This window comes from Stenotrophomonas nitritireducens, assembly GCF_050984405.1.
Lineage (GTDB): Bacteria > Pseudomonadota > Gammaproteobacteria > Xanthomonadales > Xanthomonadaceae > Stenotrophomonas > Stenotrophomonas nitritireducens_B.
In genome coordinates, this window is record NZ_CP158790.1 from 2,188,380 (window position 1) to 2,213,729 (window position 25,350).

Here is a 25,350-nt window from a genome sequence, read left to right on the forward strand (position 1 = left end):
ATGACCGCCGCACCGATCCCCGATTTCCATGCCTTTCCCGATGCCCGCGGGCATTTCGGCCGCTTCGGCGGCAGTTTCGTCGCCGAGACCCTGGTCGGGCCGTTGCAGGAACTGGCGGCCGCCTACGACCAGGCGCGGGTCGATCCGGCCTTCATCGCCGCCTACGACAAGGACCTGAAGCACTACGTCGGCCGGCCCAGCCCGATCTACCACGCCGAACGCCTGAGCCGCGACGTGGGCGGCGCGCAGATCCTGCTCAAGCGCGAGGACCTCAACCACACCGGCGCGCACAAGGTGAACAACACCATCGGCCAGGCGCTGCTGGCCGCGCGCATGGGCAAGACCCGCATCATCGCCGAGACCGGCGCCGGCCAGCACGGCGTGGCCAGCGCCACCGTGGCCGCGCGGCTCGGGCTGGAATGCGTGGTGTACATGGGCGCCACCGACATCGAGCGGCAGAAGATCAACGTCTACCGCATGAAGCTGCTGGGCGCCACGGTGGTGCCGGTGAGCAGCGGCTCGGCCACGCTCAAGGACGCGCTGAACGAGGCCATGCGCGACTGGGTGACCAACGTGCGCGACACCTTCTACATCATCGGCACCGTCGCCGGCCCCGATCCCTATCCGCGCATGGTGCGCGACTTCAACGCCATCGTCGGGCGCGAGGCGCGCGCGCAGATGCTGGAGGACTACGGCCGCCTGCCCGATGCGATCACCGCCTGCGTCGGCGGCGGTTCCAATGCGATCGGCCTGTTCCATGCCTTCCTCAACGACCGCGAGGTGAAGATCTACGGCGCCGAGGCCGCCGGCGACGGCATCGCCACCGGCCGCCACGCCGCCTCGATCTCGGCCGGCCGCCCCGGCGTACTGCACGGCAACCGCACCTACGTGCTGTGCGACGACGACGGCCAGATCACCGAAACCCATTCCATTTCCGCCGGCCTGGACTACCCCGGCGTCGGCCCGGAGCATGCCTTTCTGGCCGACAGCGGCCGCGCGCGGTACGTGGGCATCACCGACGACGAGGCGCTGGCCGCGTTCCACCGCCTGACCCGCACCGAAGGCATCCTGCCGGCGCTGGAATCCAGCCACGCGGTGGCGCAGGCGATCAAGCTGGCGCGCGAACTGCCGAAGGACGCGCTGGTGCTGTGCAACCTGTCCGGGCGTGGCGACAAGGACGTGCATACCATCGCCGCGCGCGAAGGGCTGTCGCTGTGAGCGCGGCGATGATGCGCACGGGCGCGCTGGCCGGCATCGCATTGGCGCTGGCGGCGTGCAAGCCCGTCGAGCCTGAAGCGACGCCGGCACCGGTCACTACGCCTGCGCCGCCCGCCGTCTCCGCTCCGGCACACGACACGGCGCCACCGGCAGCGGATGCCGCGGCGCAGCTGGCCGCCGTCGGCGAACTGCGCATCGGTGCGCCGTTCGGCAAGGCGCCGGGCGATGCCGCCTTCCGGTCGGCGGGCATGCGCGAGGCGATGGAGGGCGACTGCGAGTACTACGACCGCGGCACCCTGCCGGAAGGCATGTCGATGATGGTGATCGCCGACCGCATCGCGCGCTTCGACGTGGATGGCGAAGGCGAGCCCGGCGTGAGCGTCGATGCGCGGCCGGCCGGCGCGCCGGCGGTACCGTTCGGCCTGTGGGTGGGCATGGACGCGGCCGAGGCGAAGAAGCGCCTGCCGGCCGGCGTGGTGGTCAGCCCGCACGCCTATGTGTCGCCCGACGGCGATTACCTGACCTGGACCAACATGCGGACCCACCTGGCCCTGCGCCTGGAAACCCTCAACGGCGTGGTGACCTCGATCTACTGGGGCCAGCCGGATGCGGTGGAACTGATCGAAGGATGCGCTTGAGATGACCGTGACCCGTATCGACGAATGCTTCGCCCGCCTGCGCGCCTCCGGCCGCAAGGCGCTGATCCCGTTCATCACCGCCGGCGACCCGGCGCTGGACGCCACCGTGCCGGTGATGCACGAACTGGTCGCCGCCGGCGCCGACGTGATCGAGCTCGGCGTGCCGTTCTCCGACCCGATGGCCGATGGCCCCACCATCCAGCGCAGCTCCGAGCGCGCGCTGGCGCGCGGCGCCGGCCGCCGCTACGTGCTCGACACCGTGGCCCGGTTCCGCGAGCAGGACGCGCTCACCCCGGTGGTGCTGATGGGCTACCTCAACCCGGTGGAAATCCGCGGTGCCACGCAGTTCGCGGCCGAGGCGGTCGCCGCCGGCGTCGACGGCGTGCTGTTGGTCGACCTGCCGCCGGAGGAAGCGGACGACCTCCGCGCCGCGTTCACCGCCGCCGGCCTGGCGCTGATCCTGCTGGCCTCGCCGACCAGCAGCCAGGCGCGGCTCGACGGCCTGTGCGATGCCGCGCAGGGCTATCTGTACTACGTCAGTTTCGCTGGCGTCACCGGCGCCTCCGAACGCCTGGACAGCGCCGCCGCCGGACAGCGCCTGCGCCTGCTGCGCAGCCGCTCGAAGGTGCCGGTGGTGGCGGGATTCGGCATCAAGGACGCGGCCAGCGCGGCGGCGATGGCGGCCGATGCCGACGGCGTGGTGGTCGGCAGCGCGCTGGTCGCGGCGATGGCCGAAGCCGGTTCGGCGGCCGAAGCGGTGCGCGCGGCGGGGGCGTTCCTGGCGCCGTTGCGGCAGGCGCTCGATGCCTGAGCGACGAAGCCGGCGCGCAGGGATAATGCGGGCCGGCTCCGTTTCGCGGGATGACGCTTGAACGTTCCATTGCCGCAGGCTGGGGGCCGCAACCCCGGCATCGATGCGCTGCGCGGCGCCTCCATCCTGATGGTGGTGCTGCACCACCTGGCCCTGCGCATCCCCCTGCGCGACACCGCGCTGGGCGACGTGCTGCCGCGGCGCCTGCTCAATGCGCTCAGCTACAACGGCTATGAGGCGGTCTTCGTCTTCTTCGTCGTGTCCGGTTTCCTGATCACCTCGCATTCGCTGCGGCGCTGGGGCGCGCTGTCGGCCATCGACCTGCGCGCCTTCTACGTGCGCCGCGCCGCGCGCATCCTGCCCTGCCTGTTGCTGCTGCTGGCGGTGCTGGCCGTGCTGCACCTGGCCGGCGTGCCGTTCCATGTAATCGATGGGGAAGGGCAGTCGCTGGGCGGGGCGCTGTTCGCGGCGCTGGGCCTGCACCTGAACTGGTACGAGGGCCGCACCGGCTGGCTGCCCGGCGGCTGGGACGTGCTGTGGTCGCTGTCGATCGAGGAAGTGTTCTACCTGGGATTCCCGCTGCTGTGCCTGCTGGTGCGCGCACGCGCGCTGCTGGTGGTGCTGCTGGCGCTGTCCGCGCTGTCGCTGCCGCTGACCCGCGCGGCCCTGGCGGGCAACGAGATCTGGCAGGAAAAGGCCTACCTGCCAGGCATGGCGGCCATCGCCACCGGCGTGCTGACCGCGCTGCTGGTCCAGCGCTGGCAGGCGCCGCCGCGGACCGCGCGGCTGCTGCGCCTGGCCGGCGGGCTGGGCCTGCTGGCCGTGCCGCTCTATGGGCGCGAGCTGTGGGCCTCGTTCGGCAACGGCTACATGCTGGTGTTGACCGGCTCGGCGGCGATGCTGACCGCCGGGCTGCAGGCCGACACCGGCGGCCGGCCGATGCGCGGGCTGGGCTGGCTGCGCAGCTTCGGCCGGCTCAGCTACGAGATCTACCTGACCCACATGTTCGTCGTGTTCGCGCTGGTGGCGCTGTACCGGCACGGCGGCAGCGATGTCCGCGCAGGATTCTGGTGGTACCTGCCGTTGCTGGCGTTGTGCTGGGCGCTCGGGGCGCTGCTGGCGCGTTTCTATTCCGACCCCTGCGACCGGGCCATGCGGCGGCGTTGGCTGCGCTCGTCGGCCATGGACGCCGGCGGCCGGCTGGCCGTGGCACCGGGCCCGCTCAACCCCGGCCGCGAGTAGCGCCGGCGTCGTTGCCGAACAGGTCGCCCGGTGCCGCGCCGGGCAGGGCGCCTTCGAGCCGCAGCAGGAACTGCTTGGCCGCCAGTCCGCCGCTGAAGCCGGTCAGCGCGCCGTTGGCGCCGATCACGCGGTGGCAGGGCAGGATGATGCCCAGCGGGTTGCGGCCGTTGGCCGCGCCCACCGCGCGGGTCGCGGTCGGGCGGCCCAGGCGCGCGGCCAGCCGCGCGTAGCTGGTGGTCTGCCCATAGGGAATGTCCGCCAGCGCGAACCAGACCAGGCGCTGGAACGGCGTGCCCTGCGGGGCCAGCGGCAGCTCGAAGGCGCGCCGGGCGCCGGCGAAATATTCGTCCAGCTGCGCCTGCGCCCGCCGCAGCAGCGGATGGTCGCCCTCGCGCCAGCCGTCCCGCGGCAGGAACCAGGCGTCCCGCGGGAACTCGAGCGCGAGCAGCCCCTCGTCGCGGGTGGACACCGTGAGTGGCCCGAGCGGACTGTCGATGTGGCGGAAGTGGATCGTCATCGTGTTTCCAGGGAGCGCGCGGGCCTGCGGGCTGTACGCTACCGTCGGTTTGCCGGCGCGCGCTAGACTGTCGGCCCTGTCGCGGCCTCCGGGCCGCCCTGAACGGAACCGTCATCCCGCATGAGCTGGCTCAGCAAATTGATGCCCTCGGGCATCCGCACCGACAACACGCCCAACAAGAAACGCAGCGTCCCCGAGGGGCTGTGGGAAAAGTGCAGCAGTTGCGGTGCCGCCCTGTACCGGCCGGAGCTGGAGGAGAACCTGGAGGTCTGCCCCAAGTGCGGCCACCACATGGCCATCCGCGCGCGCGCGCGCCTGGCCGCCCTCTTCGACGCCGACAGCACCACCGAGATCGCCGCCCGCCTCGGGCCGACCGACCTGCTCAAGTTCAAGGACCAGAAGAAGTACGCCGAGCGCATCAAGGCCTCGCAGAAGAACACCGGCGAGTACGACGCGCTGGTGGCCATGCGCGGCACCCTGAAGGAGCGTCCGCTGGTCGCCGCCTCGTTCGACTTCGCCTTCATGGGCGGCTCGATGGGCTCGGTGGTCGGCGAGCGCTTCTCGCTGGCGGCCGAGACCGCGCTGGAGATCGGCGCGCCCTTCGTGTGCTTCTCCGCCAGCGGCGGCGCGCGCATGCAGGAAGGCCTGTTCTCGCTGATGCAGATGGCCAAGACCTCGGCCGCGCTGGGCAAGCTGCGCGCGGCCGGCCTGCCGTACATCTCGGTGCTGACCCATCCGACCACCGGTGGCGTGTCGGCCTCGTTCGCCATGCTGGGCGACATCAACATCGCCGAGCCGCAGGCGCTGATCGGCTTCGCCGGCCCGCGCGTGATCGAGCAGACCGTGCGCGAGAAGCTGCCCGAAGGCTTCCAGCGTTCGGAGTTCCTGCTGGAGCACGGCGCCATCGACCAGATCTGCGACCGCCGTGAAATGCGCGAACGCCTGGCCGACCTGCTGGCCATGCTGATGCGCCAGGAGCGCCCGGCCGACGACGTGGCCGCCGCCTGATGCCTGCGCGCAGGTATTTCGGCACCGACGGCATCCGCGGCCGGGTCGGCGAGGGCGCGATCTCGGCCGATTTCGTGCTGCGCCTGGGCAATGCCTACGGCCAGGCCCTGGTGCGCGCGACCCAGGCGCGCGGCGGCCGCAAGCCGCTGGTGGTGATCGGCAAGGACACCCGCATCTCCAACTACATGTTCGAGGCCGCGCTGGAGGCCGGGCTGGTCGCCGCCGGCGTACACGTGCAGCTGATGGGGCCGATGCCGACCCCGGCGGTCGCGCACCTGACCCGCTCGCTGCGCGCCGATGGCGGCATCGTGATCTCCGCCTCGCACAACCCGCACCACGACAACGGCATCAAGTTCTTTTCCGCGCAGGGCGAGAAGCTCGACGACGCGACCGAACTGTCGATCGAGGAAGCGCTCGACCAGCCGTTCTCGACCGTGGCCTCCGAGTGCCTGGGCAAGGCGGTGCGCACCCGCGATGCGATCGGCCGCTACGTCGAGGCCTGCAAGAATTCGGTGCCGCGCGACTTCGACCTGGAGGGGCTGCGCATCGCGGTGGACTGCGCCAACGGCGCGACCTACCAGGTGGCGCCGCTGGTGCTGCGCGAACTGGGCGCCAGCGTGGATGCGATCGGCATCGAGCCCAACGGCGTGAACATCAACGACGGCGTCGGCTCGATGCATCCCGAAGCGCTGTCGGCCAGGGTGCGCGCCAGCGGCGCGCACCTGGGCATCGCCTTCGACGGCGACGGCGACCGCCTGCTGTTCGTCGACAGCGAAGGTGCCGTGCACGACGGCGACGACCTGCTGTACCTGCTGGCGATGGACTGGAAGGCCAGCGGCCGCCTGCACGGGCCGGTGGTGGGCACGCTGATGACCAACTACGGTTTCGAACAGGCGCTGTTGCAGGCGGGCATCGACTTCCGCCGCGCCAACGTCGGCGACCGCTATGTGCACAAGGCGCTGCTGGAACACGACGGCGTGCTCGGCGGCGAAGCGTCGGGCCACCTGTTGTGCCTGGACCGGGCCACGACCGGCGACGGCATCATCAGCGCGCTGCAGGTGCTGGAAGTGCTCAAGCGGCGCGGCATCACCTTGCAGGAGGCGCTGGCCGGCCTGAGCCGTGTGCCGCAGCAGACCGTCAACGTCCGGGTCGGGCAGGGCATGTCCGCCAAAGAGATTGTCCAGTCCCCCGCGGTGGCTACGGCGCTGGCCGGCGCGCAGCTGGCCATCGTGGGGCGTGGTCGTGCCTTCCTGCGCCCTTCCGGCACCGAGCCGGTGGTGCGGGTGACGGTAGAGGCCGACGACGCCGCGTTGATGCAGGTCACGCTCGACCGTCTGGCCGAGGCGGTCAAGGTCGCCGCGGCGGCATGACGGAACGCCCCGGACTCCGGGGCGTTCTGCTTTTCGTTGCCGTAATCGCCGGCGCAACCCTTCGGGCCATCGGCGGGCGATGCCTGGCGGCGTGGGCCGGTCCGATGGCCCTCGGCGGGTCAGGGCCCGGCCACCATGCCCCGGCGGCGCGCCTTGAAGCGGTTGAAGAACGGCGCGATCAACGGGTGGTAGCTGCTGGCGATGCGTTTGCGCAGCCACTTTGCCGGGCGGTTGCGGATGGCGAAGCGGTAGATGTGTTCCGGATCGCCGCCGACGAGGTTGCGGCCGAACGGATGGGTGGTGTGCAGGTAGCGGAAACCGAGTTCGCGCGCGATCCGCACGTAGTCCTCGTCGAAATCGCCGTAGGGCCAGCACAGCGTGTCGGAGGCTTCGCCCAGTTCCCTGTGCAGTTCCTCGCGCGCCCGGACCAGATCGTCGCGGATGCCCGCGCACTTCTGCTCGCGGCCGATGTCCTGGCGCAGCCAGCGGGTATGCGAATGGGTGTGGCAGTGGAACTCGAGGGTGCCGGCGGCGATGGCCGCGCGCGCTTCGCTCCAGCGCATCATCACTTCGTCGGCGCGGCCCTGGCGGAAGATCGCCTCCTCGCAGCCGCGATGGTCCGGCGTGGCCGGCACGGCCGCGCCCTGCTGGCCGGCGTGCGGGCGCACGTCGCCCTGTCCCATCCAGCCGGTGACCAGGAACACCACCGCGCGCATGCCGTACTTCTGCAGGATCGGGTGCGCGTGCACCCAGTTGTCCAGGTAGCCGTCGTCGAAGGTGATGAGGACGGACCGGCGCGGCACCGGCGCGCCGGCCAGGAAGCCGGCGTACTGCTGCATCGTCAGCGCGGTCCAGCCATCGGCCGCCAGCCAGGCGATCTGGCTTTCAAAGTTCTCCGGGGAGACCGTGATCATGCCCGGCGACGGGCTGACGTGGTGGTGCATCAGCACCGGTACCGACTTGGCGTGGGCCATGTCCCAATTCCTCGAGCCACTGGTGGTAATGATGTTCGGTGGCTTCGCAGTGCCCGGCCGCGGTGAAGCGGTGCTCGCTGCGGATCCAGTCCCAGCCGGCGCGCCCCATCGCCTGGCGGAGCCCGGCGGAGGACGCCAGCGTGCGCAACGCGGCGGTCAGCGCGGCCGGGTCGCGGGGGGCGACGAGGATAGCATTGCCGTGTTCGACCACCATTTCCGGGATGCCGCCGACGCGCGTGGCGACGATCGGCACGCCGGCCCGCGCCGCCTCCAGGAACACGGTTCCGGCCGCTTCCTTGTGGCTGGGCAGGGCGAATACGTCCAGGCCGGCCATCAGGCGCGCGGCGTCGTCGCGGTAGCCGGGCAGGTGCACCTGTCGTTCGATGCCGTGCCGCGCGCTCGACGCCTTCAGCCGCGACATGACCGGTTCGCCGTCGCCGATGATGAGCAGGTGCAGTTTCGGATTGTCGCGGCACAGCGGCGCGATCGCCTCGAGCAGGTCGAGGTGGCCCTTGGGTTCGCGCAGCACCGCCACGCAGCCGACCACCACGTCGTCCTCGCCGAAGCCGAACGCCTCGCGGACCCCGGCGCGCAGCCGCTGCCGTTCCTGCCAGGAATCGTCGGCCGGCTCCTCGCCGGGCGCCCGCGCCATCGGCGGCACCACGCCGATCTTTTCCGCGGCGATGCCGCGTTCCTGCAGCAGGCGCTTGACGAACCGGCTGACGGTGAGCACCCGGTGCGGCAGCCATGTATAGGTCAGCAACGAGCTGACCGGACTCATCAGGTGGCGCGAGCGCACCACCAGCGGCGCGCCGGCCAGGCGCGCGCCGGCCGCGGCGATCAGGGCGTCGCGGCGGCTGGTGACGTTGACCACGTCGTAGCGGTGGGTGCGGACCAGGTGGCGTACCGCGGGAATGCCGCGCAGCAGCCGCGGCAGCCCGCCCATCTCCAGCGTGTGCACGACGAAGCCATGGCCGCGCGCCGCCTCGGCCAGGCGCGCGCCCGGCTGGCACAGCAGCGAGACGTCGTGGCCGCGGGCGCGCATGGCCAGCAGGTGGCGCAGCAGGTAGATCTCCTGGCCGCCCATGCCGCGGGCGGCTTCGGTGTGCAGGATCTTCAGCGGGCGGTCCGCCGGCGATGCGGGAGGCATATGCGATGCGTGGTCGGGTAGGGCGGGGAGGGCTCGCCGGTCCTGCGCCAGTCCCGGGGTAGCTGGATTGTATCGTTTTGTATCAATGTGTCGGGCGCCGCGAAGGGGGCGATCTGTCACAATGTTCAGCCGGGCGACAGACCTGCCGGCCCGCTACCTCATGACAAGCCAGGAACCGCTGTGAGCAAGATCCCAACCCTCGACATCACCCGCTTCGACAGCGACCGCGAGGCCTTCGTGGCCGAGCTGGGCGCGGCCTATCGCCAGTGGGGGTTCGCGGGCATCCGCAACCACGGCATCCCGCAGGCCGACATCGACGCGGCCTACGATGCCTTCAAGGCCTTCTTCGCCCTGCCCGAGGAGGTCAAGCGCAAGTACCACGTCGCCGGCGGCGGCGGCGCCCGCGGCTACACCCCGTTTGGCGTGGAGACCGCCAAGGGCTCCAAACACTTCGACCTGAAGGAGTTCTGGCACATCGGCCGGGAGATCCCGGACGACTCGAAGTACCGCGAGGTGATGCCGCCGAACCTGTGGCCCAGCGAAGTGCCGGGTTTCCGCGAGCGCGGCTACGGCCTGTACCAGGCGCTGGACAACCTGGGTTCGCGCGTGCTGTCGGCGCTGGCCCTGCACATCGGCCTGCCGGAGGCGTTCTTCGCCGACAAGACCAACAACGGCAACTCGATCCTGCGCCCGATCCACTACCCGCCGATCACCACCGACGACATCCCGAACGTGCGCGCCGGCGCCCACGGCGACATCAACTTCATCACCCTGCTGGTCGGTGCCAGCGCCGCCGGGCTGGAAGTGCAGTCGCACGAGGGCGAGTGGGTGCCGTTCACCTCCGACGCGGACACCATCGTGGTCAACATCGGCGACATGCTGCAGCGCCTGACCAACCACGTGTATCCGTCGACCATCCACCGCGTGGTCAACCCTCCGGGCGAACTGGCCCGCCAGCCGCGCTACTCGGTGCCGTTCTTCCTGCATCCGAACCCGGACTTCCTGATAGACGTGCTGCCGTCGTGCATCACGCCGGAAAACCCGAGCCGGTATCCGGAGCCGATCACCGCCCACGGCTTCCTCGAGGAACGCCTGCGCGAGATCAAGCTGAAGTAATGACGAAGGCCGCCGCGAGGCGGCCTTCGCCGTAGTGCGGGGCGCGGGCTGGGCGCAGCGTCACGCGTAGGTGCGGGGCTTGCCCCGCACGGGCCTTGCCGATGGAGCACCCGGCGGGGCAACCTCTGTCACGGGCGGTCTTCTTGCCGGTACCAAGCAGGGAGGCGCTGACCGACGGCGTGCAGGCGATCGCCGCGATCTCCGGCGAGGGCGCCCACGAGGGTGCAGCCGCGACGGCCGATGCCGCTTGGTACGCCACGGCAGACCGTGCTGTCCCGTGTTGTCTGCCGGTTGTCCTGCCGCTGTCCGTAGTGGGCTATCCTTCGCCCACTTTTCATTGGGAGTCGTTCCTGAATGCGCCGCAAGATCGTTGCCGGTAACTGGAAGCTGCATGGCAGCCGTCAATTCGCCACCGAACTGGTGGGGCAGGTGGCGGCCGGCCTGCCGCTGGAAGGGGTGGAGCTGGTGATCCTGCCGCCGCTGCCCTACCTGGGGGATCTGGTCGAGGATTTCGAAGGCACCGCGCTGGCGTTCGGCTCCCAGGACGTCAGCTGCAACGAAAAGGGTGCCTATACCGGCGAGGTGTCGGCGGCGATGCTGGTGGACGTGGGCGCCGGCTACGGGCTGGTCGGCCATTCCGAGCGCCGCCAGTACCACCACGAGAGCAGCGAGCTGGTCGCGCGCAAGTTCGTGGCCGCCGCCAATGCCGGGCTCATCCCGGTCCTGTGCGTCGGCGAGACCCTGGAGCAGCGCGAGGCCGGCCGGACCGAGCAGGTCATCGCCGCGCAGCTGGCGCCTGTACTGGACCTGGCCGGGGCCGAGGCCTTCGCCCGGGCGGTGGTCGCCTACGAGCCGGTCTGGGCCATCGGCACCGGTCGTACCGCCAGCCCGGAGCAGGCGCAGGCGGTGCATGCGTTCATCCGTGGCGTAGTCGCCGGGCGCGATGCTAGAATCGCCGATTCGTTGCCGATCCTGTATGGCGGCAGCGTCAAGCCCGACAATGCTGCAGAGCTGTTCGCACAGCCTGACGTCGATGGCGGGCTGGTAGGCGGCGCTTCGCTGGTGGCGGCAGATTTCCTGGCCATCGCGAGGGCGGCAGCCGGTCGCTAACGGTGGAACTGTCCGGGACGGATTTCAAATGCTGATGTTGATCCTCAATGTGGTCTATGTGCTGGTGGCGGTCGCGATGATCGCGCTGATCCTGATGCAGCGCGGCTCCGGCGCGGCGGCGGGCTCGGGCTTCGGCGCCGGTGCGTCGGGCACGGTGTTCGGCGCGCGCGGCGCGTCCAACTTCCTGTCCAAGTCCACCAAGTGGCTGGCCGTGGTGTTCTTCGGCATCAGCCTGTTCATGGCCTGGTACGCCAGCCATGGTTCGCGCCCCGCCGACGAAGGCCTGGGCGTGATGTCCCGCGTGGAAGCGCCGGCCGCTCCGGCGGGCGAACTGCAGTCCGTTCCGCAGGCCGCGGCCGCGGGCGAAGTGCCGCAGGCGACGCCTGCCGTGAATAATCCGGCGCAGAGCGAAGAAAAGCCCGCCGAGGGCTCGCATAAAGACTGAAGACGGTTACAATACGCGCCGCACTGCGAAGCCGGTGCGCTGACGTAAGTAAGCCCAGGTGGCGGAATTGGTAGACGCACTACCTTGAGGTGGTAGCGACGCAAGTCGTAGGGGTTCGAGTCCCCTCTTGGGCACCATGAGTTTGTTATGCGGGTATGCGGGATGCGGCAGCTCCCGCCGTGGCAAGTCCCGTCAATCCCCATGCGCGGGCGCCTGCAGGTGCCCGGGCAGAGGCAAGAGAGAATCGCTGTGCTGGCCGAATATTTGCCGTCCCTGCTGTTTCTGATCGTCGCCACCGGCATCGGCGTCGCCCTGATGCTGATCGGTCGTTTCCTTGGCCCCCGCAGCCCCGACGAACAGAAACTGTCGCCGTACGAGTGCGGCTTCGAGGCGTTCGAGAACGCGCGCATGAAGTTCGACGTGCGCTATTACCTCATCGCCATCCAGTTCATCGTCTTCGACCTGGAAATCATCTTCATCGTGCCCTGGACCCAGGTGTTCATGGAGCTGGGCGCCCGCTCGCTCGTCACCATGGGCCTGTTCGTGGGCATGCTGTTCCTCGGCTTTATCTACGTGTGGAAGAAGGGAGCGCTGGAATGGGAGTGATTCAGACTCTCGATGGCCTGATGAACAACCCCATCCCGGAAGGGCGGGTTGACGACATCCTCCGGCCCGAAGGCGACAACCCGCTGCTCGAGAAGGGCTACGTCACCACCAGCGTCGACGCCCTGCTGAACTGGGCGCGCACCGGCTCGATGTGGCCGATGACCTTCGGCCTGGCCTGCTGTGCGGTGGAAATGATGCACGCCGGCGCCTCGCGCCTGGACCTGGACCGCTACGGCGTGGTGTTCCGCCCGTCGCCGCGCCAGTCCGACGTGATGATCGTCGCCGGCACCCTGGTCAACAAGATGGCCCCGGCGCTGCGCAAGGTCTACGACCAGATGCCCGACCCGAAGTGGGTCATCTCGATGGGCAGCTGCGCCAACGGCGGCGGCTATTACCACTATTCGTATGCGGTCGTGCGCGGCTGCGATCGCGTGGTGCCGGTGGACGTGTACGTCCCGGGCTGCCCGCCGACCGCCGAGGCGCTGGTGTACGGCATTTTGCAGTTGCAGAAGAAGATCTGGCGCACCCAGACCATCGCACGCTGACCTCCCTTTCCAGTTCAAGAGCACGCCAGCCCCCATGGCCCAGCAAGCACCTTCACTCATCGACCGGCTTCGCGCGCGTTTCGCCGGTGCGCAGGTCTCCGTGGTCGAACCGCGCGGCGAAGTGACGCTGGAGGTCCCGTCGGCCGACTGGCATGCCGTCGCCGTCGCGCTGCGCGACGAGTTCGGTTTCGAGCACGCCACCGACCTGTGCGGCGTCGATTACCTGGGCTTCGGCAGCGACGAGTGGGACACCTCCGACGTCTCCTCGCAGGGCTTCAGCCGCGGCGTGGAAGGCAAGGGCGCCGGCCGTTTCGCCTGGGGCGAGTTCCCCAGCCACGAGAGCGCCGACGGCGCGCGTCCGGACGCGCTGCCCAGGCAGCGTTTCGCCGTCGTCGTCCAACTGCGTTCCTATCAGCACAACCAGCTGCTGCGCCTGCGCTGCTTCGCCCCGGACGAGGCGCTGCCGGTGGTGGCGTCGCTGACCGGCGTGTGGCCGGGCCTGAACTGGTTCGAGCGCGAGGCGTTCGACCTGTACGGGGTGATCTTCGAGGGCCACCCGGACCTGCGCCGCATCCTGACCGACTATGGTTTCGTCGGCCATCCGTTCCGCAAGGACTTCCCGCTGATCGGCAACGTGGAAGTGCGGTACGACGAAGAGAAGAAGCGCGTGGTCTACGAGCCGGTGACTTCGGTCGAGCCGCGCGTGGGCGTGCCGCGCGTGATCCGCGACGACGCCCGCTTCGAGACCGCCGAAGGCGAGCGCGCGCAGAGGGAGGCAAGCAAGTGAGTGAGTTCCAGCAGGCGCATGAAGCCTTCGCCAGCAACTCCGCCGAAGCCCGGCAGGAGATCCGCAACTACACCATGAACTTCGGCCCGCAGCACCCGGCCGCGCATGGCGTGCTGCGCCTGATCCTGGAGATGGACGGCGAGACCATCATGCGCGCCGACCCGCACGTGGGCCTGCTGCATCGCGCCACCGAGAAGCTGGCCGAGTCCAAGCCGTTCAACCAGTCGATCGGCTACATGGACCGCTTGGACTACTGCTCGATGATGTGCAACGAGCACGCCTACGTCCGCGCCATCGAGACCCTGGCGGGCATCGAGGTGCCGGAGCGCGCGCAGTACATCCGCACGATGTTCGACGAGATCACCCGCATCCTGAACCACCTGATGTGGCTGGGTTCGAACGGGCTCGACCTCGGCGCGATGGCGGTGATGCTGTACGCCTTCCGCGAGCGCGAGGAGCTGATGGACTGCTACGAGGCGGTGTCGGGCGCGCGCATGCACGCGGCCTACTACCGTCCGGGCGGCGTGTACCGCGACCTGCCGGACGCGATGCCCAAGTACAAGGAGTCGCGCTGGCACAAGGGCAATGCGCTCAAGCGCCTGAACGCCGCCCGCGAAGGCTCGCTGCTGGACTTCCTGGAGAACTTCACCAACGAGTTCCCAGCGCGCGTCGACGAATACGAGACCCTGCTGACCGACAACCGCATCTGGAAGCAGCGCACCGTCGGCATCGGCGTGGTCACCCCGGAGCACGCCCTGGCCTGGGGCATGACCGGCGCCATGCTGCGCGGCTCGGGCATCGCCTGGGACCTGCGCAAGAAGCAGCCGTACGCCAGGTACGACGCGGTCGATTTCGACATCCCGCTGGGCACCAACGGCGACTGCTACGACCGCTACCTGGTCCGCGTCGCCGAGATGCGCCAGTCCAACCGCATCATCAAGCAGTGCGTGCAGTGGCTGAAGGCCAACCCGGGCCCGGTCATGGTCCGCAATTTCAAGGTCGCTCCTCCTTCGCGTGCGGAGATGAAGGACGACATGGAAGCGCTGATCCACCACTTCAAGCTGTTCAGCGAAGGCTACTGCGTGCCGGCCGGCGAGACCTACGCCGCGGTCGAGGCGCCGAAGGGCGAGTTCGGCTGCTACCTGGTGTCCGACGGCGCCAACAAGCCGTTCCGCGTGCACCTGCGCGCGCCGGGTTTCGCCCACCTGTCCTCGATCGACTCGATCGTGCGCGGCCACATGCTGGCCGACGTGGTGGCGATGATCGGCACCTACGATCTCGTGTTCGGCGAGGTCGACCGGTAATGCCGGACAAGCGCACAACGCCCGGTGCCAGCGCGGCCATGCTGCTGCAGGCATCGGTTTCCCAGGATCTGCTATTGGTTGAGGTCGGCCGATGAAGGCGACAGGTAATTTCGAGGCGGCGCGCGACGTCGACCCGATGGTGGTGCTGAGCGACAAGACCCGCGCTCACATCGATCACTGGCTGACGAAGTTCCCGCCCGAGCGCAAGCGCTCGGCGGTGCTGCAGGGCCTGCACGCCGCCCAGGAGCAGAACCAGGGCTGGCTCAGCGACGAGCTGATCGCCGGCGTGGCGAAGTACCTCGACCTGCCGTTCGTGTGGGCCTACGAGGTCGCCAGCTTCTACTCGATGTTCGAGACCGAGAAGGTCGGCCGCAACAACGTCGCCATCTGCACCAACATCAGCTGCTGGCTCAACGGCGCCGACGACATCGTGCGCCACTGCGAGAAGAAGCTGGGCATCAAGCACGGCGAATCGACCCCGGACGGCCGCGTCTACCTCAAGCGCGAGGAAGAATGCCTGGCCGGCTGCGCGGGCGCGCCGATGATGGTCATCAACGGTCACTACCACGAGCGCCTGACGCTGGACCAGGTCGACGCGCTGCTGGACGGGCTGGAGTAAGGCATGGCACACCACGAATCCAGGGGGCCGGTCGGTCCGGCGCCGCTTCCGCACAACGTGGTCTACACCACGCTGCACTACGACACCCCGTGGTCGTACGAGAACTACCTCAAGACCGGCGGTTACGCCGCGCTGCGCAAGATCCTCGAAGAGAAGATCGCGCCGGCCGACGTGATCGAGATGGTCAAGCAGTCCGGCCTGCGCGGCCGCGGCGGCGCGGGCTTCCCGACCGGCCTGAAGTGGTCCTTCATGCCCAAGGACGCGCCGCAGAAGTACATCCTGTGCAACTCGGACGAATCCGAGCCGGGCACCTGCAAGGACCGCGACATCCTGCGCTACAACCCGCATTCGGTGGTGGAGGGCATGGCCATCGCCTGCTACGCCACCGGTTCGACCGTGGGCTACAACTACCTGCGCGGCGAATTCCACCACGAGCCGTTCGAGCACTTCGAGCAGGCACTGGCCGATGCCTACAAGCACGGCTGGCTGGGCAAGAACGTGCTGGGCTCGGGCGTGGACATCGACATCTACGCCGCGCTGGGCGCCGGCGCCTACATCTGCGGCGAAGAGACCGCGCTGATGGAGTCGCTGGAAGGCAAGAAGGGCCAGCCGCGCTACAAGCCGCCGTTCCCGGCCAACTTCGGCCTGTACGGCAAGCCGTCGACGATCAACAACACCGAGACCTACGGTTCGGTGCCGGCGATCATCCGCAACGGCCCGGAGTGGTTCAAGGGCCTGAGCCTGACCAACAACGGCGGCCCGAAGTGCTTCTCCGTCTCCGGCTGCGTGGTCAAGGGCGGCAACTTCGAAGTGCCGCTGGGCACCACCTTCGACGACCTGCTGGAAATGGCCGGCGGCCTGCGTCCGGGCCGCGCGCTGAAGGCGGCGATCCCGGGCGGCGTGTCGATGCCGGTGCTGACCGCCGAGCAGCTCAAGGGGCTGCCGATGGACTACGACACCATCCGCGCACTGGGCTCGGGCCTGGGCTCGGGCGCCATCGTGGTGCTGGACGACAGCGTGTGCTGCGTCAAGTTCGCCTGCCGCATCAGCCAGTTCTTCCACAAGGAATCCTGCGGCCAGTGCACCCCGTGCCGCGAGGGCACCGGCTGGATGCACCGCGTGCTGGAGCGCATCGTCGCCGGCAAGGCCACGATGGAAGACCTGCACCAGCTGCGCACTGTCGCCGGCCAGATCGAAGGCCACACCATCTGCGCCTTCGGCGAAGCGGCGGCCTGGCCGATCCAGGGGTTCCTGCGCCAGTTCTGGGACGAATTCGAGTACTACATCGTCAACGGTCATTCGATGGTTGACGGCAAGAAAGTGGAGGCTGCTGCCGCATGAGCGCGCAACCCATGAACCCGAGCGAGGCGCCCGTGGCGCCGGAAGGACACGTCACCATCGAGATCGATGGGCAGACGATGTTCGCGCCCAAGGGGTCGATGATCATCCAGGCCGCCGACAAGGCCGGCATTCCGATTCCGCGCTTCTGCTACCACGAGAAGCTGCCGATCGCCGCCAACTGCCGCATGTGCCTGGTCGACGTGGAGAAGTCGCCCAAGCCGTCGCCGGCCTGCGCCACGCCGGTCATGGACGGCATGAAGATCCAGACCCGCAACGAGAAGGCGCTCAAGTACCAGCGCTCGGTCATGGAATTCCTGCTGATCAACCATCCGCTGGACTGCCCGATCTGCGACCAGGGCGGCGAGTGCGAGCTGCAGGACGTGTCGCTGGGCTACGGCCGTTCGGTCAGCCGCTTCAACGAGCGCAAGCGCGTGGTGGCCGACGAGGACATGGGCCCGCTGGTCGCCACCGAGATGACCCGCTGCATCCAGTGCACCCGCTGCGTGCGCTTCACCGCGGAGATCGCCGGCACCTATGAGCTGGGTGGCATGTACCGCGGCGAGAACCTGCAGATCGGCACCTACGACGGCAAGCCGCTGACCACCGAGCTGTCCGGCAACGTGATCGACGTGTGCCCGGTCGGCGCGCTGACCAACAAGGTGTTCCAGTTCCGCGCCCGTCCGTGGGAGCTGACCGCGCGCGAATCGCTGGGCTACCACGACGCCATGGGCTCGAACCTGTTCCTGCACGTGCGCCGCGGCGAAGTGCTGCGCGCGGTGCCGCGCGACAACGAACTGGTCAACGAGTGCTGGTTGTCGGACCGCGACCGTTATTCGCACCAGGGCCTGTACGCCGCCGACCGCGCGGTCAAGCCGCTGCAGAAGGTCAACGGCGAGTGGAAGGAAGTGAGCTGGGCCGAAGGCCTGGCCGCCGCCCGCGAGATCCTCGACGGCAACCGCGGCGACGACCTCGGCGTGCTGGTGCACCCGTCCACCTCGAACGAGGAAGGCGCGCTGCTGGCCCGCCTGGCCGCCGGCCTGGGCTCGAACAACATCGATCACCGCATCGACAACCGCGACTTCTCCGACGCCGCGACCGCCGAAGTGTTCGGCGCCTCGCTGGCCGAGATCGAGAATGCCGACCGCATCGTGCTGCTGGGCAGCAACGTCCGCCACGAGCTGCCGCTGCTGCACGCCCGCCTGCGCAAGGCGCAGACCAAGAACGGCGCGCGGATCTTCGCGGTCAACCCGGTCGATTTCGACTTCGCCTTCGCGCTGGCCGGCAAGCAGATCGTCGCGCCGTCGAAGTTCGCCGACGCCATGGGCGACGCCGGGCTGCGCGAGGCGGTGAAGAGCGGTGGCAACACCCTCGTCATCGTCGGCGCGATCGCCGAGAACCATCCGCAGGCCGCCGCGATCCGCGCCGCCGCGCGCGAGTTCGCCGCCGCCACCGGCGCGAAGCTGTGCCGCATCCCGCAGGGCGCCAACGCCATCGGCCTGTCCCGCGCCGGCGTGCTGCCGGCCGGCAAGGACGTCGCCGCGATGCTGGCGCAGCCGCGCAAGGCCTACGTGCTTTACGGCATCGAGCCGGGCCTGGACTTCGCCGACAGCGCCGCCGCGCGCAAGGCGCTGGCCGGCGCCAAGGTGGTGGCGTTCAGCCACTTCGCCTGCGTCTCGACCCGCGACGTGGCCGACCTGATCCTGCCGATCGGCGCGCTGCCGGAAATCGACGCGACCCTGACCAACCTCGACGGCCGCGAGCAGCAGGCCCGCGCCGGCGGCAAGCTGCCGGGCGAGGCCCGCGAGGGCTGGCGCGTGCTGCGCGCCCTCGGCGGCGACCTGCAGCTGGCCGGTTTCGGCTTCACTGATCTGGCAGGCCTGCGTGCCGGCCTGCAGCCGGTGCAGGTGAACGTGGCCGCCTCGTCGCAGCCGCAGGCGGCGGGCGAGGGCCTGGAAGTGGCTTCGACCCCGGCGATCTACCGCACCGATGCGGTGGTGCGCCGTGCCGAAGCGCTGCAGGCGCATCCGCTGAACAACGCGCCGCGCATCGTGCTCAACGCCGACGACGCCGCGCGCCTGCAGCTGGCCGAAGGGCAGATGGCCAAGGTCGGCACCGACGCCGGCAAGGCGACCCTGCCGGTGGTGGTCGACGCGCGCGTCGCCGCCGGTGCGGTCTGGATTGAATCGGGCCACGGCGCCACCGCGCCGCTGGGCGCCGCTCGTGTAACGGTGGTGGCTGCATGAACGAGTTGCTGTTGAACGCGGTCGATCCGCTGCACCAGTGGTTCCTGGCGCTGGGCGACATCGGCGTCGTGCTGTGGATGGTGCTGAAGATCCTGGTCATCGCCATGCCGATCATCGTATCGGTGGCGTTCTACGTGCTGTGGGAGCGCAAGCTGATCGGCTGGATGCACGTGCGCCACGGGCCGATGTACGTCGGCCTCGGCGGCCTGCTGCAGGCCTTCGCCGACGTCACCAAGCTGCTGTTCAAGGAAATCGTGCGCCCGGCCAACGCGCACAAGGCGATCTACGTGCTGGCGCCGCTGATCGTGCTGGCGCCGTCGTTCGCGGCCTGGTCGGTGGTGCCGTTCGACTACAAGCTGGTGCTGTCCAACGCCAACGTCGGCCTGCTGTACCTGCTGGCGATGACCTCGCTGGGCATCTACGGCGTGATCCTGGCCGGCTGGGCGTCGAACTCCAAGTACGCCTTCCTCGGCGCGATGCGTTCGGCCGCGCAGATGGTCAGCTACGAAATCGCGATGGGCTTCGCCCTGGTCGGCGTGATGATCGCCGCCGGCAGCCTGAATCTGAGCGAGATCGTGCTGGCGCAGAAGGGCAGCTCGGGCCTGTTCGACTGGTTCCTGTTGCCGCTGCTGCCGCTGTTCGTCGTGTACTGGGTGTCCGGCGTGGCCGAAACCAACCGCGCGCCGTTCGACGTGGTCGAGGGCGAATCGGAAATCGTCGCCGGCCACATGGTCGAATATTCCGGCGGTGCGTTCGCGCTGTTCTTCCTGGCTGAGTACGCCAACATGATCCTGATCAGCTTCCTGATCTCGATCTTCTTCATGGGCGGCTGGCTGAGCCCGATCCAGGGCTGGGTCACGGCGGACGTCTCGCCCTGGGTCAACTGGATCTGGAACGGCGGCTGGCCGTGGCTGCTGGCCAAGGTCTTCTTCTTCGCCAGTTCGTACATCTGGTTCCGCGCCACGTTCCCGCGCTTCCGCTACGACCAGATCATGCGCCTGGGCTGGAAGGTGTTCATCCCGCTGACCATCGCGTGGATCGCGGTGACCGCACTGCTCGTGTTCTACGGCGTGATCCAGAGAGGCGTTTGATTCATGAAAAAGATCACCCACTATTTCAAGAGCCTGCTGCTGCTGGAGCTCGTCTCCGGCATGTGGCTGACGCTGAAGTACGCGTTCAAGCCGAAGTACACCGTGCTGTACCCGATGGAGAAGTTCCCGCAGTCGCCGCGCTTCCGCGGCCTGCATGCGCTGCGCCGCTACCCGAACGGCGAGGAACGCTGCATCGCCTGCAAGCTGTGCGAGGCGGTGTGCCCGGCGCTGGCCATCACCATCGACTCGGCCAAGCGCGAGGACGGCACCCGACGCACCACGCGCTACGAGATCGACCTGTTCAAGTGCATCTTCTGCGGTTTCTGCGAGGAGAGCTGCCCGGTGGACTCGATCGTGGAAACCCACATCCTCGAGTACCACTTCGAGAACCGTGGCGAGAACATCGTCACCAAGCCGCAGCTGCTGGCCATCGGTGATCGGCTGGAAGCCGAGATCGCCGAACGCCGCGCCGCCGACGCCGCCTTCCGCTGAGGACCGAAAGATGGATTGGGTAAATATCGCTTTCTGGTTCTTCTCGATCGTCGCGGGCGTGTCGGCCCTGTCGGTGATCAGCGTACGCAACCCGGTGTATGCCGTGCTGTGCTTGATCCTGACCTTCTTCTCCATCGCCTGCGTCTGGCTGCTGGTCGGCGCCGAGTTCCTCGGCGTCACCCTGGTGCTGGTGTACGTGGGCGCGGTGATGGTGCTGTTCCTGTTCGTGGTGATGATGCTGGACGTGGAAACGGACAGCCTGCGCGAAGGCTGGGTGCGCTACCTGCCGGTCGGGCTGGTCGTCGCGGTGGTCATGCTGGTGCAGATGCTGACCCTGATCGGCATCAAGGCCCGCCTGGCCGCGCCGTTCCCGGCCGACAACGCCGCCGCCGTCGCCGCCGACAGCTCCAACATCACCTGGCTGGCGCGCAGCCTGTTCACCGAGTACCTGCTGCCGTTCGAGTTCGCCGCGGTGATCCTGACCGTGGCGGTGATCGCCGCGGTGATGCTGACCCTGCGCCGCCGCACCGGCGTGAAGACGCAGAATCCGTCCGAGCAGACCCGGGTCCGCGCCAGCGACCGCCTGCGCATCGTCAAGATGGCGGTCGAGAAGCCGGTCGTGCTGACCGACACCAAGCACATCGAAGGCGGCGAGGAGGCCAAGCCATGATTTCCCTGGGCCACATGCTCGCTCTTGGCGCGGTGATGTTCTGCATCTCCGTCGCCGGCATCTTCCTCAACCGCAAGAACATCATCGTGCTGCTGATGTCGATCGAGTTGATGCTACTGTCGGTGAACATCAACTTCGTCGCCTTCTCGCGCGAACTCGGCGACACCGCCGGCCAGCTGTTCGTGTTCTTCATCCTGACCGTGGCCGCGGCGGAAGCCGCCATCGGCCTCGCGATCCTGGTGACCCTGTTCCGTACCCGCCACACCATCAACGTTGGCGAAGTCGATTCGTTGAAGGGCTGACCCACAGATGGAAATCACTCTCTCCAAGAGTCTGTTGATCGCAGTGGTGCTGGCACCGCTGTTCGGCAGCATCATCGCCGGCCTGTTCGGTCGCCAGGTGGGGCGCAAGGGCGCCCAGTACGCCACCATCCTCGGCGTGGCGGTCAGCTGCGCGCTGTCGATGCACACCCTGTACCAGCTGCTGTGGGGCGGGGCGCAGCCGTTCAACCAGAACGTCTACACCTTCTTCGAGGTCGGCCAGTACTCGGCGCACGTCGGCTTCATGGTCGACCGCCTGACCGCGATGATGATGGTGGTGGTGACCTTCGTGTCGCTGCTGGTGCACATCTACTCGATCGGCTACATGGCCGACGACGATGGCTACCAGCGTTTCTTCAGCTACATCTCGCTGTTCACCTTCTCCATGCTCACCCTGGTGATGAGCAACAACTTCCTGCAGCTGTTCTTCGGCTGGGAAGCGGTGGGCCTGGTGTCGTACCTGCTGATCGGCTTCTACTTCAAGAAGCCGAGCGCGATCTTCGCCAACATGAAGGCCTTCCTGGTCAACCGCGTGGGCGACTTCGGTTTCCTGCTCGGCATCGCCGGCGTGCTGTGGGTGTTCGGCACCCTGGACTACGCCACCGTGTTCGCCAACGCGCCGCTGCTGAACGATCCGAACGCGCTGATCCAGGTGTGGTCCGGCTCGATCAACCTGTTCGGCCATCCGGTGCAGGTGCTGGGCGAGCCGGTGATCTGGTCGATCGCCACCCTGATCTGCATCTGCCTGTTCATCGGCGCGATGGGCAAATCGGCCCAGGTGCCGCTGCACGTGTGGCTGCCCGACTCGATGGAAGGCCCGACCCCGATCTCGGCGCTGATCCACGCCGCGACCATGGTGACCGCCGGCATCTTCATGGTCACCCGCATGTCGCCGCTGTTCGAGCTGTCGCAGACGGCGCTGAACTTCATCCTGTTCATCGGCGCGACCACGGCCTTCTTCACCGGCCTGATCGGCATCGTGCAGAACGACATCAAGCGCGTGGTCGCCTACTCGACGCTGTCGCAGCTGGGCTACATGACCGTGGCGCTGGGCGTGTCCGCCTACTCGGGCGCGGTGTTCCACCTGATGACCCACGCCTTCTTCAAGGCGCTGCTGTTCCTGGGCGCCGGCTCGGTCATCATCGGCATGCACCACGAACAGAACATGATGAAGATGGGCGGCCTGCGCAGGTACATGCCGATCACCCACATCACCATGTGGATCGGCACGCTGGCGCTGGTCGGCACGCCGTTCTTCTCCGGCTTCTACTCGAAGGACACCATCATCGAGGCCGCCGAGCTGCATGCCCACGCTTCCGACAGCTGGGTGGCGACCTACGGCTACTGGGCGGTGCTGGGCGGCGTGATCGTCACCAGCTTCTACAGCTTCCGCCTGCTGTTCCTGACCTTCTTCGGCAAGGAACGCTTCCGCGACGCGCATGACGACCACGGCCACGACGCCCACCACCATGACGACCATCATGGCCACGGCGCGCACGAGCCGCACGAGTCGCCGTGGGTGGTGACCCTGCCGCTGATCCTGCTGGCGATCCCGTCGATCCTCATCGGCTTCTTCACCGCCGGCCCGATGCTGTTCGGCACCGACTGGGCCGGCCACGCCAGCGGCAACGGCATCCCGGGGCAGGTGATGTCCTTCTTCACCGGCATCGTCGATTTCCGCCATCCGATGGGGACCGACCCGCAACTGCTCAACGGCGTTCCGCCGGCCGACGTCATCGGCCTGATCGGCGCCGAGCACTGGCATGGCGCGGTGCAGTTCGCCATCCACGGATTGACCGCTCCCGCGTTCTGGCTGACCGTCGCCGGCTTCGTCCTGGCCTGGGTGTTCTACATCTGGAAGCCGGAACTGGCAGGCAAGTCCCGCAAGACCCTGGCGCCGGTGGTTTCGGTGCTGGAGAACAAGTACGGCTTCGACAAGCTGTGGATCGACGGTTTCGCTGGCGGCAGCGTCAAGCTCGGCAAGGCCGCCCGTGTCGTGGACAGCAACGTGGTGGATGGGGTGGTGAACGGTGCGGCCCGCGTGGTCGAACTGGCCGCCAACCTGCTGCGCCGCACCCAATCCGGTTTCCTCTACCACTACGCCTTCGTGATGATCATCGGCCTGATCGCCCTGCTGGGCCTGCTGATGCATTTCTGGCGTTGACCTGTACGGAATAAGAAGACGTGTCGAACTGGCCCCTACTCAGTATCCTCATCTGGCTGCCGATCCTCGGCGGTGCGTTGATTCTTGCCGTGCGCAACGCCCAGGCTGCCCGTTGGGCGTCCCTGGCGGTGGCACTGCTCACCTTCCTGCTCAGCCTCGGACTGCTCAGCGGCTATGACCGCGCCGCCGCCGAGGTGATGCAGTTCGTCGAGCAGCACCCGTGGATCCCGGCCTATGGCATCGGCTACAACCTGGCCGTCGACGGCATCGCCATCGCGCTGGTGCTGCTGACGACCCTGGTGGGCGTGCTGGCGCTGATCGGCGCCTGGGGCGTGATCGACAAGCGCGTGAACCAGTACGTGGCCGCCTTCCTGATCCTGGAAGGCGTGACGGTGGGCATCTTCGCCGCCACCGACGCGATGCTGTTCTACGTGTTCTTCGAAGCGATGCTGATCCCGATGTTCCTGATCATCGGTGTCTGGGGCGGCCCGCGTCGCATCTATGCCGCGCTGAAGTTCTTCCTGTACACCTTCCTCGGCTCGGTGCTGATGCTGGTGGCGCTGATCTACCTGTACATCAAGGGCGGCAGCTTCCAGCTGGCCGACCTGTACCAGCTGCAGCTGTCCGCCCGCGAGCAGACTTGGATCTTCTTCGCCTTCCTGATCGCCTTCGCGGTCAAGGTGCCGATGTTCCCGGTGCACACCTGGCTGCCGGACGCGCACGTGGAAGCGCCGACCGCCGGTTCGGTGATCCTGGCCGCGATCGCGCTGAAGATCGGCGGCTACGGCTTCCTGCGCTTCAACCTGCCGATCGTGCCGGACGCCAGCAGCGAATGGGCCTGGCTGGTGATCGCGCTGTCGCTGGTGGCGGTGATCTACGTCGGCCTGGTGGCGCTGGTGCAGGACGACATGAAGAAGCTGGTGGCCTATTCCTCGGTCGCGCACATGGGCTTCGTCACCCTGGGCACCTTCACCGCGCTGTGGCTGGTGCGCGAGGCCGGCAACGCCGACGCCGCGCGCCTGGGCCTGCAGGGCGCGATGGTGCAGATGATCTCGCACGGTTTCGTGTCCGGCGCGATGTTCTCCTGCATCGGCGTGCTCTACGACCGCCTGCACACCCGCCGCATCGCCGACTACGGCGGCGTGGTCAACGTGATGCCGTGGTTCGCCGCCTTCGCGCTGCTGTTCTTCATGGCCAACTCCGGCCTGCCGGGCACCAGCGGTTTCGTCGGCGAGTTCATGGTGGTGCTGGCCAGCTTCCAGTGGGAGCCGCTGGTGGCGCTGGGCGCGGCCACGACGCTGATCATCGGCGCGGCCTACTCGCTGTGGCTGTACAAGCGCGTGTTCTTCGGCGAGGTGGGCAACGCCCACGTGGCCGAGATGAAGGACATCAACGGGCGCGAATGGCTGGTGCTGGGCGTGTTCGCCATCGGTACGCTGGCGCTGGGCGTGTATCCGCGCCCGCTGACCGAACTGATGGAGCCCTCCATCGCCAAGCTGGCGATGCAGATCGCATCGAGCAAGCTGCTGTAAGCGGCCCCGTCGAGAGTATTGATTCCAGGATTTGATG

At 68.3% G+C, this 25,350-nt stretch carries 25 protein-coding genes and 1 tRNA gene; 23 read left to right on the forward strand and 3 right to left on the reverse strand.

Features of this window, described 5'->3' with window-relative positions; genetic code table 11:
• The 4 genes from trpB to ABTV91_RS09530 are packed head-to-tail and all read left to right on the forward strand — an operon-like array spanning window position 1 to window position 3,909.
• Window positions 1–1,218: a tryptophan synthase subunit beta gene (gene trpB / locus ABTV91_RS09515; protein WP_433851214.1), complete on the forward strand. Its 1,218-nt coding sequence runs from the start codon at window positions 1–3 to the stop codon at window positions 1,216–1,218.
• Between the two features lie 8 nt (window positions 1,219–1,226).
• Complete coding sequence (locus ABTV91_RS09520; RefSeq protein ID WP_433851215.1) at window positions 1,227–1,856, forward strand: hypothetical protein; 630 nt, start codon at window positions 1,227–1,229, stop codon at window positions 1,854–1,856.
• 7 nt (window positions 1,857–1,863) lie between these two features.
• Entirely contained in the window at window positions 1,864–2,667 is an 804-nt protein-coding gene (gene trpA, locus ABTV91_RS09525) for a tryptophan synthase subunit alpha (RefSeq protein WP_433854165.1), read from the forward strand.
• A 57-nt stretch (window positions 2,668–2,724) separates the two neighbouring features.
• Window positions 2,725–3,909, forward strand: a complete 1,185-nt coding sequence (locus tag ABTV91_RS09530) for an acyltransferase family protein (RefSeq protein WP_433851216.1) — start codon at window positions 2,725–2,727, stop codon at window positions 3,907–3,909.
• Here ABTV91_RS09530 and ABTV91_RS09535 read toward each other — a convergent pair.
• Complete coding sequence (locus ABTV91_RS09535; protein ID WP_433851217.1) at window positions 3,890–4,426, reverse strand: methylated-DNA--[protein]-cysteine S-methyltransferase; 537 nt, start codon at window positions 4,424–4,426, stop codon at window positions 3,890–3,892. The two genes, ABTV91_RS09530 and ABTV91_RS09535, sit on opposite strands and share 20 nt — an antisense overlap.
• 120 nt (window positions 4,427–4,546) lie before the next feature.
• Here ABTV91_RS09535 and accD point away from each other — a divergent pair, with 120 nt between their 5' ends.
• Together accD and glmM are read left to right on the forward strand one after the other, a co-directional pair.
• Window positions 4,547–5,434 carry an acetyl-CoA carboxylase, carboxyltransferase subunit beta gene (gene accD / locus ABTV91_RS09540; RefSeq protein WP_433851218.1) on the forward strand — a complete coding sequence of 296 codons (888 nt, stop codon included), beginning with the start codon at window positions 4,547–4,549 and terminating at the stop codon, window positions 5,432–5,434.
• A complete protein-coding gene (gene glmM, locus ABTV91_RS09545; RefSeq protein ID WP_433851219.1) occupies window positions 5,434–6,804 on the forward strand; it encodes a phosphoglucosamine mutase in 1,371 nt (456 codons plus the stop codon). The genes accD and glmM overlap by 1 nt, the downstream gene beginning before the upstream one ends.
• Window positions 6,805–6,923: 119 nt before the next feature.
• Here glmM and ABTV91_RS09550 read toward each other — a convergent pair whose 3' ends face one another.
• Together ABTV91_RS09550 and ABTV91_RS09555 are read right to left on the reverse strand one after the other, a co-directional pair.
• Entirely contained in the window at window positions 6,924–7,778 is an 855-nt protein-coding gene (locus tag ABTV91_RS09550; protein WP_433851220.1) for a polysaccharide deacetylase family protein, read from the reverse strand.
• A complete protein-coding gene (locus tag ABTV91_RS09555) occupies window positions 7,690–8,928 on the reverse strand; it encodes a glycosyltransferase family 4 protein (protein ID WP_433851221.1) in 1,239 nt (412 codons plus the stop codon). Before ABTV91_RS09555 ends, ABTV91_RS09550 begins: the two co-directional genes overlap by 89 nt.
• Before the next feature lie 180 nt (window positions 8,929–9,108).
• Between ABTV91_RS09555 and ABTV91_RS09560 the strand changes: the two genes are divergently transcribed.
• From ABTV91_RS09560 to ABTV91_RS09640, 17 genes are all read left to right on the forward strand, one after another.
• Window positions 9,109–10,044, forward strand: coding sequence for an isopenicillin N synthase family dioxygenase (locus ABTV91_RS09560; protein ID WP_433851222.1), 936 nt, complete (start codon window positions 9,109–9,111; stop codon window positions 10,042–10,044).
• A gap of 354 nt (window positions 10,045–10,398) precedes the next feature.
• Window positions 10,399–11,154, forward strand: coding sequence for a triose-phosphate isomerase (tpiA, locus tag ABTV91_RS09565; RefSeq protein ID WP_433851223.1), 756 nt, complete (start codon window positions 10,399–10,401; stop codon window positions 11,152–11,154).
• 28 nt (window positions 11,155–11,182) lie between these two features.
• The gene (gene secG, locus ABTV91_RS09570) at window positions 11,183–11,599 is read left to right on the forward strand and encodes a preprotein translocase subunit SecG (protein ID WP_433851224.1); all 417 of its coding nucleotides are present in this window, start codon (window positions 11,183–11,185) and stop codon (window positions 11,597–11,599) included.
• Between the two features lie 52 nt (window positions 11,600–11,651).
• Window positions 11,652–11,736 (forward strand) — tRNA-Leu (locus tag ABTV91_RS09575).
• Between the two features lie 112 nt (window positions 11,737–11,848).
• Window positions 11,849–12,205: an NADH-quinone oxidoreductase subunit A gene (locus tag ABTV91_RS09580; protein WP_054664847.1), complete on the forward strand. Its 357-nt coding sequence runs from the start codon at window positions 11,849–11,851 to the stop codon at window positions 12,203–12,205.
• Window positions 12,196–12,750, forward strand: a complete 555-nt coding sequence (locus ABTV91_RS09585) for a NuoB/complex I 20 kDa subunit family protein (protein WP_054664850.1) — start codon at window positions 12,196–12,198, stop codon at window positions 12,748–12,750. Before ABTV91_RS09580 ends, ABTV91_RS09585 begins: the two co-directional genes overlap by 10 nt.
• Window positions 12,751–12,784: 34 nt before the next feature.
• Entirely contained in the window at window positions 12,785–13,537 is a 753-nt protein-coding gene (locus ABTV91_RS09590) for an NADH-quinone oxidoreductase subunit C (protein WP_433851225.1), read from the forward strand.
• On the forward strand, window positions 13,534–14,841 hold the full coding sequence (locus ABTV91_RS09595; protein ID WP_433851226.1) for an NADH-quinone oxidoreductase subunit D: 1,308 nt from the start codon (window positions 13,534–13,536) through the stop codon (window positions 14,839–14,841). Before ABTV91_RS09590 ends, ABTV91_RS09595 begins: the two co-directional genes overlap by 4 nt.
• Before the next feature lie 91 nt (window positions 14,842–14,932).
• Window positions 14,933–15,460 (forward strand): NADH-quinone oxidoreductase subunit NuoE, encoded by a 528-nt coding sequence (gene nuoE / locus ABTV91_RS09600; protein ID WP_433851227.1) that lies wholly within the window; start codon window positions 14,933–14,935, stop codon window positions 15,458–15,460.
• Window positions 15,461–15,463: 3 nt separating this feature from the next.
• Complete coding sequence (gene nuoF / locus ABTV91_RS09605; protein WP_433851228.1) at window positions 15,464–16,801, forward strand: NADH-quinone oxidoreductase subunit NuoF; 1,338 nt, start codon at window positions 15,464–15,466, stop codon at window positions 16,799–16,801.
• Entirely contained in the window at window positions 16,798–19,044 is a 2,247-nt protein-coding gene (nuoG, locus tag ABTV91_RS09610) for an NADH-quinone oxidoreductase subunit NuoG (protein ID WP_433851229.1), read from the forward strand. The genes nuoF and nuoG overlap by 4 nt, the downstream gene beginning before the upstream one ends.
• Complete coding sequence (gene nuoH / locus ABTV91_RS09615) at window positions 19,041–20,135, forward strand: NADH-quinone oxidoreductase subunit NuoH (RefSeq protein WP_433851230.1); 1,095 nt, start codon at window positions 19,041–19,043, stop codon at window positions 20,133–20,135. The genes nuoG and nuoH overlap by 4 nt, the downstream gene beginning before the upstream one ends.
• Window positions 20,136–20,138: 3 nt before the next feature.
• Entirely contained in the window at window positions 20,139–20,627 is a 489-nt protein-coding gene (nuoI, locus tag ABTV91_RS09620) for an NADH-quinone oxidoreductase subunit NuoI (RefSeq protein ID WP_054664867.1), read from the forward strand.
• A gap of 10 nt (window positions 20,628–20,637) precedes the next feature.
• Complete coding sequence (locus tag ABTV91_RS09625) at window positions 20,638–21,297, forward strand: NADH-quinone oxidoreductase subunit J (RefSeq protein ID WP_433851231.1); 660 nt, start codon at window positions 20,638–20,640, stop codon at window positions 21,295–21,297.
• Window positions 21,294–21,599: an NADH-quinone oxidoreductase subunit NuoK gene (gene nuoK, locus ABTV91_RS09630; protein WP_057640727.1), complete on the forward strand. Its 306-nt coding sequence runs from the start codon at window positions 21,294–21,296 to the stop codon at window positions 21,597–21,599. Before ABTV91_RS09625 ends, nuoK begins: the two co-directional genes overlap by 4 nt.
• A gap of 7 nt (window positions 21,600–21,606) precedes the next feature.
• A complete protein-coding gene (gene nuoL / locus ABTV91_RS09635) occupies window positions 21,607–23,781 on the forward strand; it encodes an NADH-quinone oxidoreductase subunit L (RefSeq protein ID WP_433851232.1) in 2,175 nt (724 codons plus the stop codon).
• Between the two features lie 20 nt (window positions 23,782–23,801).
• The gene (locus tag ABTV91_RS09640) at window positions 23,802–25,313 is read left to right on the forward strand and encodes an NADH-quinone oxidoreductase subunit M (protein ID WP_433851233.1); all 1,512 of its coding nucleotides are present in this window, start codon (window positions 23,802–23,804) and stop codon (window positions 25,311–25,313) included.
• Window positions 25,314–25,350 lie beyond the last annotated feature (37 nt).